13 protein-coding genes are annotated in these 17,536 nt (G+C 41.9%); 10 read left to right on the top strand and 3 right to left on the bottom strand.

Annotated features, from left to right (window positions below):
- Window positions 1-6: 6 nt before the first annotated feature.
- The 3 genes from CRN97_RS13335 to CRN97_RS13325 all read left to right on the top strand — a co-directional run bounded on the left by CRN97_RS13335 (window position 7) and on the right by CRN97_RS13325 (window position 6,414).
- A complete protein-coding gene (locus CRN97_RS13335; protein ID WP_097077220.1) occupies window positions 7-1,653 on the top strand; it encodes a SulP family inorganic anion transporter in 1,647 nt (548 codons plus the stop codon).
- 2 nt (window positions 1,654-1,655) lie between these two features.
- Window positions 1,656-5,183: a transcription-repair coupling factor gene (gene mfd / locus CRN97_RS13330; RefSeq protein ID WP_097077219.1), complete on the top strand. Its 3,528-nt coding sequence runs from the start codon at window positions 1,656-1,658 to the stop codon at window positions 5,181-5,183.
- An 811-nt stretch (window positions 5,184-5,994) separates the two neighbouring features.
- Window positions 5,995-6,414: an acyl-CoA thioesterase gene (locus tag CRN97_RS13325; RefSeq protein WP_097077218.1), complete on the top strand. Its 420-nt coding sequence runs from the start codon at window positions 5,995-5,997 to the stop codon at window positions 6,412-6,414.
- 7 nt (window positions 6,415-6,421) lie between these two features.
- On the opposite strand, the gene CRN97_RS13320 is transcribed toward CRN97_RS13325, so the two are convergent.
- Window positions 6,422-7,009 (bottom strand): ECF transporter S component, encoded by a 588-nt coding sequence (locus CRN97_RS13320; RefSeq protein ID WP_097077217.1) that lies wholly within the window; start codon window positions 7,007-7,009, stop codon window positions 6,422-6,424.
- Window positions 7,010-7,695: 686 nt separating this feature from the next.
- Between CRN97_RS13320 and CRN97_RS13315 the strand changes: the two genes are divergently transcribed.
- From CRN97_RS13315 to CRN97_RS13300, 4 genes are read left to right on the top strand one after another with little or no spacing between them, the layout of a single operon-like run.
- Window positions 7,696-8,895, top strand: a complete 1,200-nt coding sequence (locus CRN97_RS13315) for a peptidylprolyl isomerase (protein ID WP_097077216.1) — start codon at window positions 7,696-7,698, stop codon at window positions 8,893-8,895.
- A complete protein-coding gene (locus CRN97_RS13310; RefSeq protein WP_330400142.1) occupies window positions 8,864-10,636 on the top strand; it encodes an ABC transporter ATP-binding protein in 1,773 nt (590 codons plus the stop codon). Before CRN97_RS13315 ends, CRN97_RS13310 begins: the two co-directional genes overlap by 32 nt.
- Window positions 10,629-12,371 carry an ABC transporter ATP-binding protein gene (locus tag CRN97_RS13305; RefSeq protein ID WP_097077214.1) on the top strand — a complete coding sequence of 581 codons (1,743 nt, stop codon included), beginning with the start codon at window positions 10,629-10,631 and terminating at the stop codon, window positions 12,369-12,371. Before CRN97_RS13310 ends, CRN97_RS13305 begins: the two co-directional genes overlap by 8 nt.
- 8 nt (window positions 12,372-12,379) lie before the next feature.
- Complete coding sequence (locus tag CRN97_RS13300; protein WP_044938972.1) at window positions 12,380-13,675, top strand: UDP-N-acetylglucosamine 1-carboxyvinyltransferase; 1,296 nt, start codon at window positions 12,380-12,382, stop codon at window positions 13,673-13,675.
- 47 nt (window positions 13,676-13,722) lie between these two features.
- On the opposite strand, the gene CRN97_RS13295 is transcribed toward CRN97_RS13300, so the two are convergent.
- Together CRN97_RS13295 and CRN97_RS14185 are read right to left on the bottom strand one after the other, a co-directional pair.
- Window positions 13,723-14,451 (bottom strand): ion transporter, encoded by a 729-nt coding sequence (locus CRN97_RS13295; RefSeq protein WP_074789485.1) that lies wholly within the window; start codon window positions 14,449-14,451, stop codon window positions 13,723-13,725.
- Between the two features lie 7 nt (window positions 14,452-14,458).
- Window positions 14,459-14,620 carry a hypothetical protein gene (locus tag CRN97_RS14185; RefSeq protein WP_179670761.1) on the bottom strand — a complete coding sequence of 54 codons (162 nt, stop codon included), beginning with the start codon at window positions 14,618-14,620 and terminating at the stop codon, window positions 14,459-14,461.
- Window positions 14,621-14,744: 124 nt separating this feature from the next.
- Here CRN97_RS14185 and CRN97_RS13290 point away from each other — a divergent pair, with 124 nt between their 5' ends.
- From CRN97_RS13290 to CRN97_RS13280, 3 genes are all read left to right on the top strand, one after another.
- Window positions 14,745-14,984: a cysteine-rich small domain-containing protein gene (locus CRN97_RS13290; protein ID WP_097077213.1), complete on the top strand. Its 240-nt coding sequence runs from the start codon at window positions 14,745-14,747 to the stop codon at window positions 14,982-14,984.
- A gap of 109 nt (window positions 14,985-15,093) precedes the next feature.
- Entirely contained in the window at window positions 15,094-17,145 is a 2,052-nt protein-coding gene (locus CRN97_RS13285) for a methyl-accepting chemotaxis protein (RefSeq protein WP_097077212.1), read from the top strand.
- An 87-nt stretch (window positions 17,146-17,232) separates the two neighbouring features.
- The coding region (locus CRN97_RS13280) for a transposase (RefSeq protein WP_143483272.1) at window positions 17,233-17,536 on the top strand (304 nt) is incomplete at its 3' end.

Below are 17,536 nucleotides of genomic sequence, written 5' to 3'. Positions count from 1 at the left end.
TTAGAAATGGATAGTTTTAAACCTATGCTGTTTACTTGCATGAAGAAGTATAGCAAGGAGCAGTTCTTTAAAGACTTAGTATCTGGAATCATTGTGGCAATCATCGCATTGCCACTTTCTATTGCCTTGGCTTTGGCCTCAGGTGTTGGCCCAGAGCCAGGTTTATATACAGCAATCGTTGCTGGATTTTTGATTTCCTTCTTCGGAGGAAGTACAGTTCAGATTGCTGGACCTACAGCAGCCTTCGCTACAATCGTAGCAGGCATCATTGCAACTGATGGAATGGATGGTCTCATCATTGCAACTATCATGGCCGGTATCATTCTTATTATCTTAGGTGTGGTAAAAGCCGGTGCACTTATCAAATTCATCCCATACACAATCACAACTGGTTTCACAGCCGGTATCGCAGTTACAATTTTAATTGGTCAGTTCAAGGATTTCTTTGGTGTAGATTTCCACGGTGAAAAGCCAATCGAAACAATCGACAAATTAAAAGTATTCTTTGGCAACATTGATTCACTTAACTGGCAGGCAACACTTGTTGGCGTTGTATGTCTTGCAGTGCTTATCATTTGGCCAAAGTTCTTCTCAAAGATTCCTGCATCAATCATTGCTGTATTCGTCAGCATCGCAATGGTACAGGGACTTCACCTCAACGTAAACACAATCGGAACACTTTATCCTGATTTAAAGGCAGGCTTGCCAACAATCTCAGTTCCACATTTTTCACTTGCAGTTGTTAGAAACGAAATGCCTAACGCATTTACGATAGCAATTCTTGCAGCAATCGAGTCACTTCTTTCTGCAGTAGTTGCAGACGGAATGGTAAACAGCAAGCACAGAAGTAACCAGGAGCTTATCGGTCAGGGTATCGGTAACATCGGATCAGTTCTTTTCGGTGGTATCCCTGCAACAGGAGCTATCGCTCGTACAGCAGCCAACATCAAAAACGGCGGTCGTACACCAGTAGCTGGTATGGTTCATTCAGTTACACTTCTTATCGTACTTGTTGTACTTATGCCATACGCAAAGTTCATTCCAATGCCATGTATCGCAGCAATCCTTTTCCAGGTTGCATACAACATGTGCCAGTGGAGACCTTTCGTAAGACTTGTAAAGTTTGCTCCAAAGTCAGATATCATCGTACTTGTACTTACATTCGTTCTCACAGTAGTATTCGACCTTGTAGTAGCTATTGAGTGGGGCATGATTGTTGCCTGCATCCTCTTCATCAAGAGAATGAGCGAGGAGACTCATGTCAGCGGATGGACATATCAGTCAGACGACACTGAGTTCGTTGATGATTTACGTCCAGTTGAAAAGGAAATTAGAGTATTTGAAATCACAGGACCACTTTTCTTTGGTGTTTCTGATATGCTTGCAGAAAGCATTAACGTAAAGGATTATACAAAGGTGCTTGTCATCAGAATGCGTTCTGTTCCAGCCATCGACGTTACTGCTCTTAGAGCACTTCGAGATTTGGTTGAACGAGCAAAGAAAAAGGGAGTTACAGTTGTATTTTCACACGTAAATGAGCAGCCACGTCACATGATGGAAAAGGCTGACTTCGTAAATACGGTAGGAGCTGAAAACTTCCAGCCAAACATTGATGCAGCAATTGATAGAGCTGAAAAGATTATAGGCAAGTAATTATGAAAACTTTTTTGGAACCATTTAAAAATTTAACAGCTGTTGAGTCTCTTCGCGAGGCTCTAGCTCGTTATGGCAAGGTTTACGATATCACGGGGTGTGCTGATAAAGCGCACCTCATTTTTGGTATTGGGCATGATGTTAGTCACAAGCTGATTATCACTTCAGACGAGCTGAAGGCTAGAGAATTGTACGAGGAATATCGTTTTTACGATAATGATGTGGTATATTTCCCTGCCAAGGATTTTCTTTTTTATCAGTCTGATATCAGAGGTAATGCACTGACTCGTGAACGAATGAATGCTATTGAGGCAGTTATAAACAACAATAGCTGTACCGTCATCACCACTATCGATGCCCTTATGAATAAGCTGCCGGATGTGTCTTATTTCGAAGAGGGCGTTGTTGCTATTTCCGATACTGATACTATTGAGCTTGAGGCTTTGCGCCGCAAGCTTGTTGCTATGGGTTACGAGGCAGTGGGCACCTGCGAGCATCCTGGAGAATTTGCAGTGCGAGGTGGAATCATTGACGTATTCCCTCTTACCGCAGATTTACCAGTTAGAATCGAGCTTTGGGGAGACGAGGTTGATAGCATCCGTTCCTACGATGCCAGCAACCAAAAATCAATCGAGAATATCAGCTCGGTGATCATCTTCCCAGCAGTGGAGCTTATCCTATCAGCTGATGAGGTGGAGGCTGGTCTTGCTAAAATCGAGGCCGAGCGAGATGAGCGATACGAAGCATATCGCAAGGAAATGAAAACTGAAGAGGCCTATCATCTGAAAACCTATGCTGACAGAGTAGTGGAGGAAACCAGAGAATGGGGGCTTAGCCAGGAGCTTGAGACAAATCTCACTTACTTCTGCGATAAGCTTGGCTCATTCATCGATTTCATGCCTAAGGGCACCTATGTCTTTATCGATGAGGTTCAAAAGGTCATTACCAAGGGTGAAGTTACCCAGACAGAGTTTTCCGATGCCATGACTCGCCGAGTAGAGGCTGGCTACATGCTTAAGGGGCAGATGGATATGCTTTACGGTGTGGAGGAGATTTTTGCCAAAATCGAAAAGTGCCCAACAACACTTATGTCAGTTCTCGATGCAAAAAATAAGCTCCTTAAATCTGCAGATCATTTCAGCATCGCGGTGCAGGGAGTAAACGCATATAACGGCAGCTTCGAGCTTCTCACCAAGGAGCTCTTACAGTACAAGAAACGTAAATACAAAGTACTTCTTGTGACAAGCTCATCTACCAAGGGACAGCGACTTGCAGAGGATTTGCTGCAGGAAGGATTAAATGCATATTTCACATCAGATTTGGATCATCAGATAAATCCTGGTGAGACTATGCTTTGTGTGGGAAATATAAAGCGTGGCTACGACTATCCTGATAGCGCCTTTGTAATGCTTTCAGATGGGGATATCTTCGGCCACGTCCGCAAGAAAAAGCATCGTGTAAAGAAGTACGAGGGAGAGTCAATTTCATCCTTCTCTGATTTGCACGTAGGGGATTATGTTGTTCATGAAAACTATGGCCTCGGTGTCTACAAGGGTACCGAGCAGATGGAAATAGACAAGGTTATCCGCGACTATATCAAGATTGAGTATGCCAAGGGCAGCAACCTTTATGTCCTGACATCTCAGCTGGATATGATTCAAAAATATTCCGGCCCAGACGGCAAAAAGCCAAAGCTCAACAGCCTTGGCGCAGGTACTCAGGAGTGGACTAGAACAAAGCAGAAGGTTCAGTCTGCCGTCGGAGTTGTGGCAAAGGAGCTGGTGGATTTGTACGCTCTTCGCCAGAATACAGATGGTTTTGTATACGGTCCAGATACTGTATGGCAGAAGGAATTTGAGGAAAGCTTCCCATACGAGGAGACGGAGGGCCAGCTTTCAGCAATCGAAGCTGTTAAGTCGGATATGCAATCTACTAAAATCATGGACCGTCTTATCTGCGGCGATGTTGGTTTCGGCAAAACAGAAGTTGCCATGCGAGCAGCCTTCAAGGCAGTTCAGGAAGGCAAGCAGGTGGCATATTTGGTTCCAACCACCATTCTTGCCCAGCAGCACTACAACAACTTTGTTCAGCGTATGGGCGGCTACCCAGTAAACATGGGACTTCTTTGCCGATTCAGAACAGCAGCTGAGCAAAAGAAAACTATCGAAGGTTTGAAAGCCGGCACAGTTGACATTGTTATCGGAACTCATCGTTTGCTTTCAAAGGATGTGGAGTTCAAGGATTTAGGTCTGCTCATCATCGATGAGGAGCAGCGATTTGGTGTAAATCACAAAGAACGCATCAAGCAGATGAAAAAGACAGTAGATGTGCTGTCACTTTCTGCTACACCAATTCCTCGTACACTTCACATGTCGCTGGTAGGAATACGTGATATGAGTGTATTGGATGAGGCCCCAATGGAGCGTACACCAATACAGACATTCGTATTTGAATACAATGAGGAAATGGTCCGTGAGGCAATTGTTCGAGAGATGGCCCGCGACGGTCAGGTATATTATGTCTTCAATCGCGTCCGCGGAATTCAGGATATGGCGGCGGAAATCGAGCGACTTGTGCCGGAGGCAACGGTGGGCTACATACACGGCCAAATGACTGAGGCCAAGGTTGAGGATGTTATGATGCAGTTCATCAACCATGAAATCGACGTGCTTGTTGCTACAACTATTATTGAAATTGGCTTGGATATTTCTAACGTAAATACGATAATCATACATGACTCAGACAACATGGGATTGTCTCAGTTGTATCAGCTTCGTGGCCGAGTTGGTCGAAGCAACCGTACCGCATATGCGTTCTTAATGTATCGCAGGGACAAGATGTTAAAAGAAGTTGCCGAAAAGCGTCTTGCTGCTATTAAGGAATTTACAGATCTTGGCTCAGGCTTCAAGATTGCCATGCGTGATTTGGAAATCCGCGGCGCCGGCAATCTCCTTGGCGTAGAGCAGCACGGCAACATGACAGCAGTAGGTTATGACCTATACTGCAAGATGCTGAACGAGGCAGTAAAGATTGAAAAGGGTGAAGCAAAAGAAGAGAACTTCAATACATCAGTGGACATCAATATCGAGGCTTACTTGCCAGATACTTACGTATCCAACGAGGAGCAGCGTATCGACATCTACAAGCGTATCGCGGCCATCGATTCTGAGGAAGCTCGAGATGAAATGCTGGATGAGCTTGTGGACCGTTTTGGCGAGCCAAAGCGATGTGTACAGAATCTTCTTTGGGTGGCTATGCTCCGCGTAAAGGCTCACGACGCTTACGTCACAGCCATCGAGCAGAAGGGTGATTTCATCCGCATCGTAATGTACGAAAAGGCCAAAATCGACGTAGCTCAGATCCCAGCCCTCCTGGAGCGCAACAACCCACACATCACATTCGCAGCCGACCCAAAGAACCCGGCCTTCATCTTCAACACCAAGGCTAACACCCGCATCAAACCAAACGAAGTGTTTGACTATCTGCAGGATTTCTTGTTGGATTTGAAGTCTATAAAGGTGGAGGAGTAAAGCTGGCAAAGGTGCGATAGGTGCTAGGTGGAAAAGCTGTTGGAAATATTTGAGGTTGTTTCAACCTGCTAGCTACAGCATATCAGCAGCTGTCTTGCGTCAAGAGCAAGGCCTTGCGGCGCTACGCCTCTTGACACTGCGCCAGCATGCAGATATGGGGTGGTCAAGCAGGTTTGAAACTGGGACTGTGGTAAAGCCACCAGTGCCGATTACTATCTGAGAGAGAAAATAGAGAGTAGATAGTAAGGAAGAGGTGGATTTTTACTATCTGAGGAAGATAATAGGAACCGGAGGCTGTTTCAACCTGCTAGACACAGCATATCAGCCTCATGCCCAGTATCAAGAGCAGGGCCTGCGGCGCTCCGCCTCTTGACACAGGCCATTCAGCAGAAATGAAGTGGTCAAGCAGGTTTGAAACTAGGAGTGTGGCAAGGCCACCAGTGCCGATTACTATCTGAGAGAGAGTAATAGATATAGATAGTAGTGATTTTGGTATATGTTACTATCTGGAAAAGAAAATAGAGAGTAGATAGTAAGGAAAAGGCAGAAGTTTACTATCTGAATAAGAAAATAGAAGATAGATAGTAAGAAAGAGGAAGAATCTTACTATCTGGAAGAAAAAATAGAGAATAGATAGTAAGAAAAGGGCAGAAACATACTATCTGAATGAGAAAATGGGTATTAGATAGTAAGAAAGAGGCAAAAGCTTACTATCTGAAAGGAAAAATAGAGAATAGATAGTAAGAAAAGGATAGAATCTTACTATCTGAAATAGAAAATATAAGCTAGATAGTAAATAGGGAGAAGGAATATGGAGACCAGTAAGTACATTCACACAGTGCAGTACTATGAAACAGATAAAATGGGGATAACACATCACTCTAACTACATTAGGTGGATGGAAGAGGCAAGAGTTGATTTTCTTAATCAAATTGGCTGGCCATTTGACAAGTTGGAAGCTCTTGGAATTGTATCCCCAGTTTTAAATGTTTCTTGTGATTATAAGATTTCCACTGGTTTTGCTGAAAGAATCACAATTACTGTGGGTGTGAAGGAGTTCAAAGGAGTAAAACTCTTTCTTTCATACACAATGGATAATGAAGAAGGTAAAGTAGTTTGTACTGGCACAACCAGCCATGCATTCCTAAATAACCAAGGTAGACCAATCAGGATGAAACAAGAATATCCTGAATTCTACCAGTGCTTAATGAGCATGGTTGAAGGCAAGTAAATCTATATTAAGCGCTAGCTTTTACAGGGAAGATATTTGCTTTGTAGAGAGCGGGGCGTAATGCATTGTACAAAATTATACCTACTACTGAATTAATAGCGGCGTTGATGATTGTTGCATAAGTAGTTACAGCTACTAGTGCAGCGATTGCAGCAGTCGCTTTTTCTGCGTCTGGGGTTAATAATGTATACCATATATACTTCAGCACAGGCTCAAAAATACAGTTGAAGCCTAGACCTGCAACAGCAGCAATAGCAGACCACTTGATGATGTATGAGCTTTTGTGTGATTCATTAATTTTTGCAATCTTGTGAGCAATTAATCCCACAATAAGACCAATTACAAGCTTTGTAATAAAAGTTCTAGGGGATGATGCAGCATATCCAGATAAAATATCAGCCAGTGAAAGTCCTACAGCTCCGGCTAATCCTCCATATAAGCCTCCAATTAATAGCGCTCCCAAAACAACAAAAGCATTACCGAGGTGAACTTTGGTGCCAGAAGCATTGATGGCTGGAAATACAGTGTAGCCAACATAGCAAAGTGCAGCTATTAAACCTGAAATTGTTAGTCGTGTTATGCTTTCGTTTTTCATAAATATCCTCCTGTTCAATTGATTTGTTGAAAAGAATACTAGAGTATTAATGACATTAAAAAAAGTGATAATTTTGTGAATTTTCTAGGGGACAGGATAAGATTTATTGAAAACAAAAGCCTGACCGCATTGGTCAGGCTTTCTTAATATTAGTTAATCTCGTGAATTCTAGATGCATCGAAACGATCCTGCTGGAATGCCAACAATCTCAAAATACTGAGAGAAATATCGAGCCCAAAGAAGAAAATAATGATTAGACTAAGTTTAAAAGTATTAAAATGAGCTGATTTCGAAGTTTAATACCTTGAAATGGCAAAGATTATTGTTATTAAGTATTAAAATAAAGAAAAACTTAAATTCAAAACTTTATTAACCATATGTTAGTACTCACATTGCAAAGCAAGTTGAATATCACAATTTTTCAAGTATTTAATCTCAAAATAAAACAAATTCAATACTTTCAGCCCAAGATGACAATGAAAAAAGAAGACAATCAACACTTTCAGCCCAGGATGACAATGAAAAAGAGGGCAATCAATACTTTCAGCCCAAAATGACAATACAAACATAAGACAATCAATACTTTTAAACCATAATTAGCCCCAATAATTGATTAATTCAGCAGGATTAACTATAATAAAAAGGCTTGAAAAAATATGGGTGGGTTCACTCAGGAGGAATTTATAATGAATAAAAATATGGTTAAATCAGCAGGTATTGCTGCACTTGCAGCAGCAGTTCTTTTTACAGGATGTAGTAAGTTCAATCCTGACACTACTCTTGTAACAATAAATACAGGAGATGGCACAAAGGATACAATCTCCCTTGGCTATGCGAATTTCGCAGCCAGATATCAGCAGTCAATGTACGACCAGTACTTGCTTTCATACTATGGTGAGGGCATGTGGTCAACAGATATGACTGGTACAGGCTCTACAATGGAGGATGACACAAAGGAAGGTGTCTTAGAGGATATTGAGAACCAGTATTTAGCAAAGCTTCACGCTAGCGATTACGATATCACTCTTACAGATGAGCAGAATACAGCAATTGCAGATGCAGCTAAAAAGTTCATCTCAGACAACCCAGCAGATACACTTGAGGTGATGGGTGCTACAGAGGAATACGTAAAGCAGTACTTAGAGTACAGAACATACTATTCATTAGTATCTAGCGCTGCAAAGGAAGAAGCGGGCGAAAGCATTTCTGATGAAGATTGCTGGATGCGTACATTCTCATACGTGCTTTTCGATACAACAGGCACTACAGATGAGGAAGGCAACGCAGTTGAATACACAGAAGAAGAAATCGCAGATTTAAAGGCTAACGCTGAAGAGCTTGCAGCAGCTGATGATTACTCAGCAAAGGCAGAGGAGCTTGAGGCTACAGCATCTACATACTCTTACCTTAAGGGTGAAGAAGAGGATGACACAATGGATATGGCTATCATCGAAGCAGCAGAAGCACTCGATGAGGGCGAGACATCAGATGTTATCGAAATCGATGGCGTAGGCTACTATGTAATTCACCTTGATGCAGATCATGATGAGGATGCATCTCAGACAAAGAAGGAATCACTTGAGTCAGATGAATTTGATAAGCTTCTTGAGACATGGAAAGCAGCTATCACATGGACAGTTGATGAGAAGGCTTGGGCAAAGGTAGAGTTTGATACATTGTTCAAGACACTTGAGACTGAGACAGAAGAGACAACAGAAGAAACAACAGATGATGCAACTACAGAGGAGACAACTGATACAGAAGAATCTGAAGATGCAACAGAAGACACAGAAGTAGAAGACACAGAAGATACATCAGCAGAAGAGGATACTGAAGAAACATCTGAAGAGTCAGATGAATCAACTGAGGAAACAGAAGCAGAGTAATATGAGTTTTATACTTACTTATCTCAAAAAATATAAAATACGAGCAATACTTGCCCCACTATTCAAAATGCTAGAGGCGATATTTGAGCTTTTGGTACCACTTGTTATGGCGTCAATCATCAACAAAGGTATCGCAAGCTCAGATACCCACTACATCATTAGGATGAGTGGGGTTTTGCTTTTGCTGGCAGTTGTAGGTCTAGTGTTTTCGCTTACAGCCCAGTACTTTAGCGCAAATGTAGCTGTATATGCAGCAGCCGAAATCAGAAGAGATCTTTTTGCAAAGATTCTTTCATTGTCTCAGGGTACAAAAGAAAAGATTGGTGACGAGGTGCTGACAACACGAATCACCAACGATATAAATCAGATTCAAAATGCCATTAATATGGTCCTTCGCTTATTCCTGCGTTCACCATTTATTGTGTTCGGTGCAACTATAATGGCGTTTATTGTGGATGTTAAATCAGCACTTATTTTCCTGCTGGTAGTAGGTGTGCTTTCCCTGATCGTGTTCATTATTATGAAGTACACCTTACCTAGATACAAAACTATCGCAGCAAGGCTTGAAAAAGTACTTCACGCCACATCTGAAAACCTGGAGGGAGCTAGAGTTCTTCGTGCATTCAACCAGGTGGATAAGGAAAAGAAAGGATTTGAAGCTAAGACTGGAGAGCTTGCTTCCATGCAGATTTCCACAGGAAAGATTTCTGCACTTTTAAATCCGGTCACTTACGTGGCAGTAAACCTTGGAATTGTTCTTTTGATTTATGTTTCAATGAGACGTGTAGATGGAGGCTACATCCTCCAGGGTGATGTAGTAGCATTAGTAAACTACATGAGTCAGATTTTGGTGGAGCTAATCAAGCTTGCCAACCTCATCGTGCTACTTATGAAGGCATTCCCATCAGCAGATCGTGTGCAGGAGCTGATGGAAATGAAGTCCGATGAAAGAATGCATCTGAACAGTACCGGCAATATGCAGAATGAAAATGCCGGTTCAATCCAGCTTTCCAATGTGTCATTTAGCTACAATGGCACAAATGATTATGATGTAGAGGATATTACTCTGGACATCCCAGCCGGCAGTGTCCTTGGCGTAATCGGCGGTACTGGTTCAGGTAAGAGCACATTGCTGAAGCTTATGAATCACACTTATGATGCTTCAAAGGGACAGGTTTCTATCGATGGAATAGATGTAAAGTCCATGACAGATGGAGAGCTATCAAATCTATTTGGTATCGTTCCACAGAAGGCATCCCTTTTTAGCGGCACAATAAAGTCCAACATGACTATGAAAAAGCAGGATGCTGGTGATGAGGAAATTAAAGCGGCACTTAATATAGCACAGGCTTTGGATTTCGTGGAAGCAAAGGAAGGCGGCATTAATGCAGAGGTTTCCGGCAAGGGAACAAATTTCTCAGGCGGCCAGCGCCAGCGACTTACAATTGCAAGAGCTTTAGTAGGCCAGCCAAGAATCCTTGTCCTGGATGATTCTGCCAGCGCCCTGGATCTTGCCACTGAGGCAAAGCTTCGTAAGGCACTTCACAGTCTGCCATGGAAGCCAACCATCATTTTGGTTTCCCAGAGAGCATCTTCTGTAATGGATGCAGATCAAATCCTCGTGCTAGAAGATGGAAAGGCAGTAGGCCTTGGCACACACAGCCAGCTTCTTGAAAGCTGCGACACATATCAGGAGATTTACTACTGTCAATTTCCTAGAGAGGAGGCTTGCAATGAATAAAAAGTCTCAATCTCGTATATTAAATCGCGTTTTAATAGAGCTAAAAACATACAGTTTTAAAATATTTATTTCACTTATCTGCGCCCTGGCAACAGTTTACCTGACCCTCAGAATTCCAATTCTCACAGGCCAGGCAGTGGATTGCATAGTTGCTCCCGGCCAGATTGATTACGACAGATTAATCCAGGTGCTAAAGATTATGACAGTGACAATTGCTGCTACATTCTTTACCCAGTGGATTATGAACCGTGTAAACAACGACATTACCTACAGCGTTACAAAGAGCCTGCGAGACAGAGCATTCGTTAAGTTACAGCACATGAAGCTTTCCACCGTGGACTCACATCCACATGGTGATTTTGTCAGCCGAATAGTTTCCGATGCAGATACTTTTGCAGATGGACTTTTGATGGGCTTCACACAGTTCTTCACAGGAGTACTTACAATCCTTGGCACTATCTATTTCATGCTGATGATTTCAGTAAAGATTGCCTTGATTGTCATTATCGCAACACCAGCATCTTTGCTGTTGGCCAAATTCATTTCCGAGAAAACCTACAAGTTCTTCGGGGAGCAGGCAAAGCTTCGTGGAACAGAAACTTCTTATATAGAAGAAATGATTTCAGGAAAGAATATCATCCGAAATATGGATTATGAGGATGACGCCCTTGAGCGTTTTGAATTGATGAATGATAGATTGGCAGATGCATCTATGAAAGCTACTTTCTATTCATCAACGGTAAACCCAAGTACACGCCTCATCAACAATATTATCTACGCCGCTGTCGGTGTGTTTGGCGCAATCATGGCAATTGGTGGCGGCATCACGGTAGGTGGCCTAACCAGCTTCCTGTCATACGCCAGCACATACGCAAAGCCATTTAATGAAATCTCAGGTGTAATCACTGAGTTCCAGAATGCATTGGCCTGCGCTGCCAGATTGTTTGAAATGATAGATGCAGAAGTTGAAGTGGATGAAGGCGAAACAACCATCCCTGAAGTAGATGGCGAGATTCAGTTCAACGACGTTTTCTTCTCTTATGACAAGAGCAAAAAATTAATCGAGCACCTTAACTTAAATGTTAAAAGTGGACAGCGAGTTGCCATCGTTGGACCAACTGGTGCTGGAAAAAGTACAATCATAAATCTTTTGATGCGCTTTTATGATGTTGATGCCGGCGAGATTCTAGTAGATGGCGTTGATATCAGAGATTTATCACTTGAAGATTTGCGAAGCAAATTTGGAATGGTTCTTCAGGAAACCTGGTTAAAGAATGCATCTGTAAGAGATAATCTTAGAATGGCAAAACCAGATGCCACAGATCAGGAAATAATTGAGGCTGCAAAGGCAACTCATGCCCACAGCTTCATTAAAAGAATGCCTTATGGATATGATACAATACTTTCATCGGTGGGCGGCTCATTATCCCAAGGCCAGATGCAGCTTTTGTGTATCACAAGAGTAATGCTAAATATTCCACCAATGTTGATTCTGGATGAAGCAACCAGCTCAATAGATACTCGCACAGAACAGAAAATACAATCAGCATTTAACAAGATGATGAAAGGCCGTACTACATTCATTGTAGCCCACAGACTTTCAACCATTAGAGAGGCTGACGTCATTCTGTTTGTAAAGGATGGAAGCATCGTAGAGCAGGGAAGCCATGTGGAGCTATTGCAGAAAAACGGCTTTTATGCTAAATTATATCGGAGTCAAATTGAGAATTGTTAGGAGTTAATATGGAGCAGTATGTTATAAAAGGTGGCACAGCCCTTTCAGGAGAGGTTGAAATCAGCGGTGCCAAAAACGCAGCTCTCGGTATTTTGGCTGGTGCCATCATGACAGACGAGACTGTTACAATTGAAAATCTGCCAAATGTTAAAGATATAAATGTTCTTATTGGAGCAATCGAGGATATTGGAGCATCAGTTACACGTGTGGATGAGCACACTGTAAAGATTAATGGCTCTAGCATCTCTCGTCTTTCAGTAGATTATGAGTACATCAAAAAGATTCGTGCTTCTTATTATTTAATGGGAGCACTTCTTGGCAAATATAAAAACGCAGAGGTAGCACTTCCAGGTGGCTGCCTTATTGGTTCGCGTCCAATCGATTTACACGTTAAGGGACTCAAGGCTCTTGGTGCCAATGTAGACGTGTCTTATGGTCTTTGGTCTGCACGTGCTGACAAGCTTGTTGGTAACCACATCTACCTTGATAAGGTATCTGTTGGTGCTACTATCAATATCATGCTTGCAGCTGTTCTTGCAGAGGGCAAGACTACTATCGAAAACGCAGCTAAGGAGCCACACGTTGTAGACGTGGCATCATTCCTTAACAGTATGGGTGCAAATATCCGTGGCGCTGGTACAGATGTTATCCGTATCGTTGGTGTTCCAGAGCTTCACGGCACTACTTACGCAGTTATTCCTGACCAAATTGAGGCAGGTACATATATGTGTGCGGCAGCAGCTACACACGGTGATGTTCTTATCAAGAATGTCATCCCAAAGCATTTGGAGGCTACATCAGCAAAACTTATCGAGGCAGGCTGTGTAATCGAAGAATACGATGATGCTGTTAGAGTTATTGCAAAGGGACGTAAGCTTACACATACTCACGTTACCACATTGCCATACCCAGGCTTCCCTACAGATATGCAGCCAGAAATCACTGCTGTTCTTGCTATTGCAGAGGGTACTAGCACAGTTTCAGAGTCAATCTTTGAAAACCGTTTCAAATATGTTGATGAGCTTGCTCGCATGGGCGCAAGCATCAAGGTCGAAGGTACAGTTGCTATCGTTACTGGTGTTGAGCGTTACACAGGTGCTCAGGTACAGGCATCAGATCTTCGTGCAGGTGCAGCACTTATCATTGCAGGTCTTGCTGCTGATGGCATTACAGTTATCGATGATATCAAGTACATCCAGCGTGGATATGAGGATATCGTTGGCAAGTTCTCAAAGCTTGGTGCAACTTTAGCAGAAGTTGATTCAGAGCATGATCTTCAGAAGTTCAAATTAAAAGTTTCATAAAAATAGTTAAGGCACTGCGTTAAGCAGTGCCTTTTTTAATCTAGATTTTATAATTCATATTTTGATTTCTTTTTATTTATCTCATTCATATAGGCTGCCGTAATGATACCGGACGGCAAAGCTATCACAGCTACACCCACCAAAGCAGATATCATAGTAATCATTCGACCTATTGGTGTCACAGGAGATATGTCTCCGTAGCCGATAGTTGTGATGGAAATAGTTGCCCAATAAAGCGCATCAAAAAAGTTATTGAAAAGCTCAGGCTCCAGTTGGAAAATCAACATGGCTGACATAAAAATATAAACAGTAATCAGAAGTAGAACTGCCATCAGCTGCTTCTTTACCTTCCTGATTACATTAGAAATGACAATCATTGTCTTGGAATAACGTACCAGCTTTATTGCCCTGAAGGCTCTGAACAGACGTAGAAGTCCAATCCAGGATTTAACAGGAGTAAACCAATAAATAATTGGAAGAATTGATATGAAATCAAACAACGCAAGTGGTGAAAGAATGTAGGCAATGTAGGCTTTATAGCTCTTGTAGCCCATCTTATAATCTGCAGTGTAAACGCGAGCAGCATAATCAATAATGAATATAAATGAGACAAATAATTCCAGCCAGAAGGTCATTGCCATATCCTTTTTAAAAGTCATAGGAATTAAACTTACGATGATGGCAGTGTTCATCATAATATCGTAAGCTCGGCTGGATTTGTCTCCCATGCTGGAAACTTCTACAACTTCATAGACTCTACGTTTAAATTCTTCCATAGTCCCCTCAAATATTTCCGTAAATCAGGTTTAGTACTCCTAGAATGATAAGTATAGCTGTTACAAAACGGCACAAACCTACAAAGAAGGTTATCTTTTTGACCTTTGTATCTTCGTGTACACCAGTATCATCCACCAGAGTATGGGATTCCCTATCGTGTCTATACATACTTTTTACCTCACATAGGTGTTTATAGGGCAATCCTAACAAATAGGTGTGAAAAAATAATGTAGAACTGATGTATAATAGGAGTAGGATTTTTCGAGCAAAGCTTATAGATAGAGGTTTACATATGGAACATTACAAATATTTTCAAAATAGAGAGTGCGAGTACTTCCCTTGCCACAAGACAGATGACCCAGACAATTTCAATTGCCTGTTCTGTTACTGCCCACTGTATCATCTAGGTGATAAGTGCGGCGGCAATTTCACATACACTAGCAAGGGGATAAAATCCTGCATCAATTGCATGAGGCCACATCTCAAGGAAAACTATGACCTCATCAAGGAGACACTTGTGAAGAATCAGTGAATTAAATAAAACCCTCCTAATAATTAACAGAAAAGTAACAATTATGCGTGATAATGGTGAAAGTGAACATATGCAGATTGCGAATCTGTGAAAATAGGAGGAGAGCATCATGGCTAAGAATGGAAAAGAAATGGCGAGCGCGCCAAAAGTAAAACGCAGTATAGGAACAACACTGTTGATGATTCTACTTCCAATTATTGCAATTGGTATTGCAGGAATCATTGTATTTATTTCCTATAATGCAAGAAAGATTATCACAGAAGTATCTCTTATGGATTTAGAGGCTGAGGGCCAGTACAATTCATCAAGATTAGGTGCAAATATCCAGATGCTGACTGCAAAAGATGGACAGTACTGTGATACATTGGAAAATGTCTACTTCGAGGACCATGCAGCAATGCTTCGTTATGTGGAGCCATCTGCAGATTATGATGCAGTAGAAAACACTGGTATATACATTGGATTTTCTGATGATTCATATTTCTTTGCAAATCACCAGACTCAGCCAGCTGACTGGAGACCAACAGAGCGTGGTTGGTACGCCGAAGGTAAGGATGAGGAGACATTTGTATGCACAGAGCCATATATAGATGCAAGTAGCGGCGAACTTTGTGTAACATTTGTACGTAATGTCAACTTTGCAAACGGCGAATTTGGTGTTGCAGCTGTTGATGTTTATTTAACAGCTCTTCAGGAAGAAGTGGCAGCTCTTACACCTATGAAGACCGGTGGTTCAATGGTGCTGGATGGAGACTATATCGTATCCTACTTTGATACAGCACTTAATGGTGGTCTGGTTTCTACATCAGGAAGTAAATATCTTGAAGAAGTAAAGGCATATGTGGAAAGCGGAGCAACAGAACCCGTTATAATCAATCAAGATTCAACAAACACAGATTACTATGTATGTGCAGCTTCAATCCCAGGAACAACATGGACACTTGTTTCATCAGTTGCAGTGGATGATGTTATGGCAGAAGCAAATAGCTTTATGATAGTGTCCCTTGTAGCAATGCTAGCTCTTATTATTGTAATTATCGCTGTTATTCTTATTACAATTAAAAAGGTTATTACAGCTCCAGTTAATGGCCTTTCAAATAGCATTCTTAAGATATCAGATGGTGACTTTACAACAAAGATGCCAGTTGATAAGGGCGATGAGATTGGTCTTATCAGCCGTGAGATGACAAGGTTCGTTCAGATTATGAATGGTGCCATTGGTTCAATTCAGGGACGTGCTGAAAAGCTTCAGGAAGATTCCGAAAGTTCAAAGACTGCATCTGGCAAGATGAGCACACAGGCTGGAGATCAATCAGTATCTATGGGCCAGATTCAGGAGACAATGGACGATATTTCAAATGCTGTTGGCGAGCTTGCTGAAAACGCAACAAATCTTGCTCACGCAGTATCTGATTTGACTGATAATGGAAACAGCACAAACGAAACAATGATGGCTCTTGTAGATCAGGCAAAGATTGGTCAGGAAGACATGACAGAGGTTCAGCGCAGCATGGACAACATCAACGAGTCAATGAGCGAGATGAACGACGTGGTTGTTACTGTTGGAGATTCTGCTAAGCAGATTACAGATATTGTTCAGATGATTGATTCCATCGCAGAACAGACCAACCTCCTTTCACTTAATGCGTCAATTGAAGCAGCCCGTGCCGGTGAAGCTGGTAAGGGATTCGCGGTTGTTGCAGATGAGATTGGAAAGCTTGCTCAGAATTCTCAGGACGCTGCCAAGGAAATCGGCGACATCATCAGACAGATTACAGGTCTTATCACAGATTTGGCTGACAAGTCACAGAGAAACATGGATTCAATCAATGCAAGTGGTGAGGTTGTAGAAAAGGCCGGCACAAGCTTCTCTAAGATTTACGAAGATCTTAACGAAGCAGCAGAGGTTATGAAGCAGATGATTAGCATGATGGGCGAAGTAAACGACATCGCATCATCAGTAGCTGCCATTTCAGAAGAGCAGTCAGCAAGCTCAGAAGAAATCACCGCTACAATCTACACATTGGCAGAAAGTGCAAACGAGATTGCCACAGAAAGCCAGGGCGTAGAAAACGTAGCCAACTCAGTATCAGATTCTGCACTTGCTATCAATGATGAGCTTTCTAAGTTCAAGATTGAAAGTGACGCGCCACAAGAATAAAGCGAATAGTATAAATGTAAAAGGATTCAGAATGATATGTACCCTCTTTACTGGACAATAAAAAGTTCAGTAAGGAGGGTTATTTTTATGCGCTATAGTTATGAATTTAAAAGGAAGTGTATTGAAATGTATAGAAACGGGACTATGCCAGATGTTCCTGATGGAATATCTAAAAGTCAGTTTCAACATGAAATTCGTAAATGGGTAAGGATTGAAGAGGCTCAAGGGCCTGAAGCATTACAACATAAAAACTCAAATAAGGTTTGGACTCCTGAAGATAAGTTAGCTCTTATTTCTAAAGTATATGCTGGGGAATCAATCACATCGGTAGCGTTTAATGCAGGAATTAACGATGGTTTGCTTTATCAATGGGTTCGCAAATATAAGATTT

Origin of the sequence: Pseudobutyrivibrio ruminis DSM 9787 (genome assembly GCF_900218035.1) — a bacterium.
Lineage (GTDB): Bacteria > Bacillota > Clostridia > Lachnospirales > Lachnospiraceae > Pseudobutyrivibrio > Pseudobutyrivibrio ruminis.
Note: the sequence above shows the minus strand (reverse complement) of the source record. Positions and strands in the feature narration are given on the sequence as shown.

Bases quoted from the DNA above. Each gene is read 5' to 3' on its own strand.
- CRN97_RS13335 (WP_097077220.1), top strand. From the start codon at position 7: ATGGATAGTTTTAAACCTATGCTGTTTACTTGCATGAAGAAGTATAGC.
- mfd (WP_097077219.1), top strand. From the start codon at position 1,656: ATGAAAACTTTTTTGGAACCATTTAAAAATTTAACAGCTGTTGAGTCT.
- CRN97_RS13325 (WP_097077218.1), top strand. From the start codon at position 5,995: ATGGAGACCAGTAAGTACATTCACACAGTGCAGTACTATGAAACAGAT.
- CRN97_RS13320 (WP_097077217.1), bottom strand. From the start codon at position 7,009: ATGAAAAACGAAAGCATAACACGACTAACAATTTCAGGTTTAATAGCT.
- CRN97_RS13315 (WP_097077216.1), top strand. From the start codon at position 7,696: ATGAATAAAAATATGGTTAAATCAGCAGGTATTGCTGCACTTGCAGCA.
- CRN97_RS13310 (WP_330400142.1), top strand. From the start codon at position 8,864: ATGAATCAACTGAGGAAACAGAAGCAGAGTAATATGAGTTTTATACTT.
- CRN97_RS13305 (WP_097077214.1), top strand. From the start codon at position 10,629: ATGAATAAAAAGTCTCAATCTCGTATATTAAATCGCGTTTTAATAGAG.
- CRN97_RS13300 (WP_044938972.1), top strand. From the start codon at position 12,380: ATGGAGCAGTATGTTATAAAAGGTGGCACAGCCCTTTCAGGAGAGGTT.
- CRN97_RS13295 (WP_074789485.1), bottom strand. From the start codon at position 14,451: ATGGAAGAATTTAAACGTAGAGTCTATGAAGTTGTAGAAGTTTCCAGC.
- CRN97_RS14185 (WP_179670761.1), bottom strand. From the start codon at position 14,620: ATGTATAGACACGATAGGGAATCCCATACTCTGGTGGATGATACTGGT.
- CRN97_RS13290 (WP_097077213.1), top strand. From the start codon at position 14,745: ATGGAACATTACAAATATTTTCAAAATAGAGAGTGCGAGTACTTCCCT.
- CRN97_RS13285 (WP_097077212.1), top strand. From the start codon at position 15,094: ATGGCTAAGAATGGAAAAGAAATGGCGAGCGCGCCAAAAGTAAAACGC.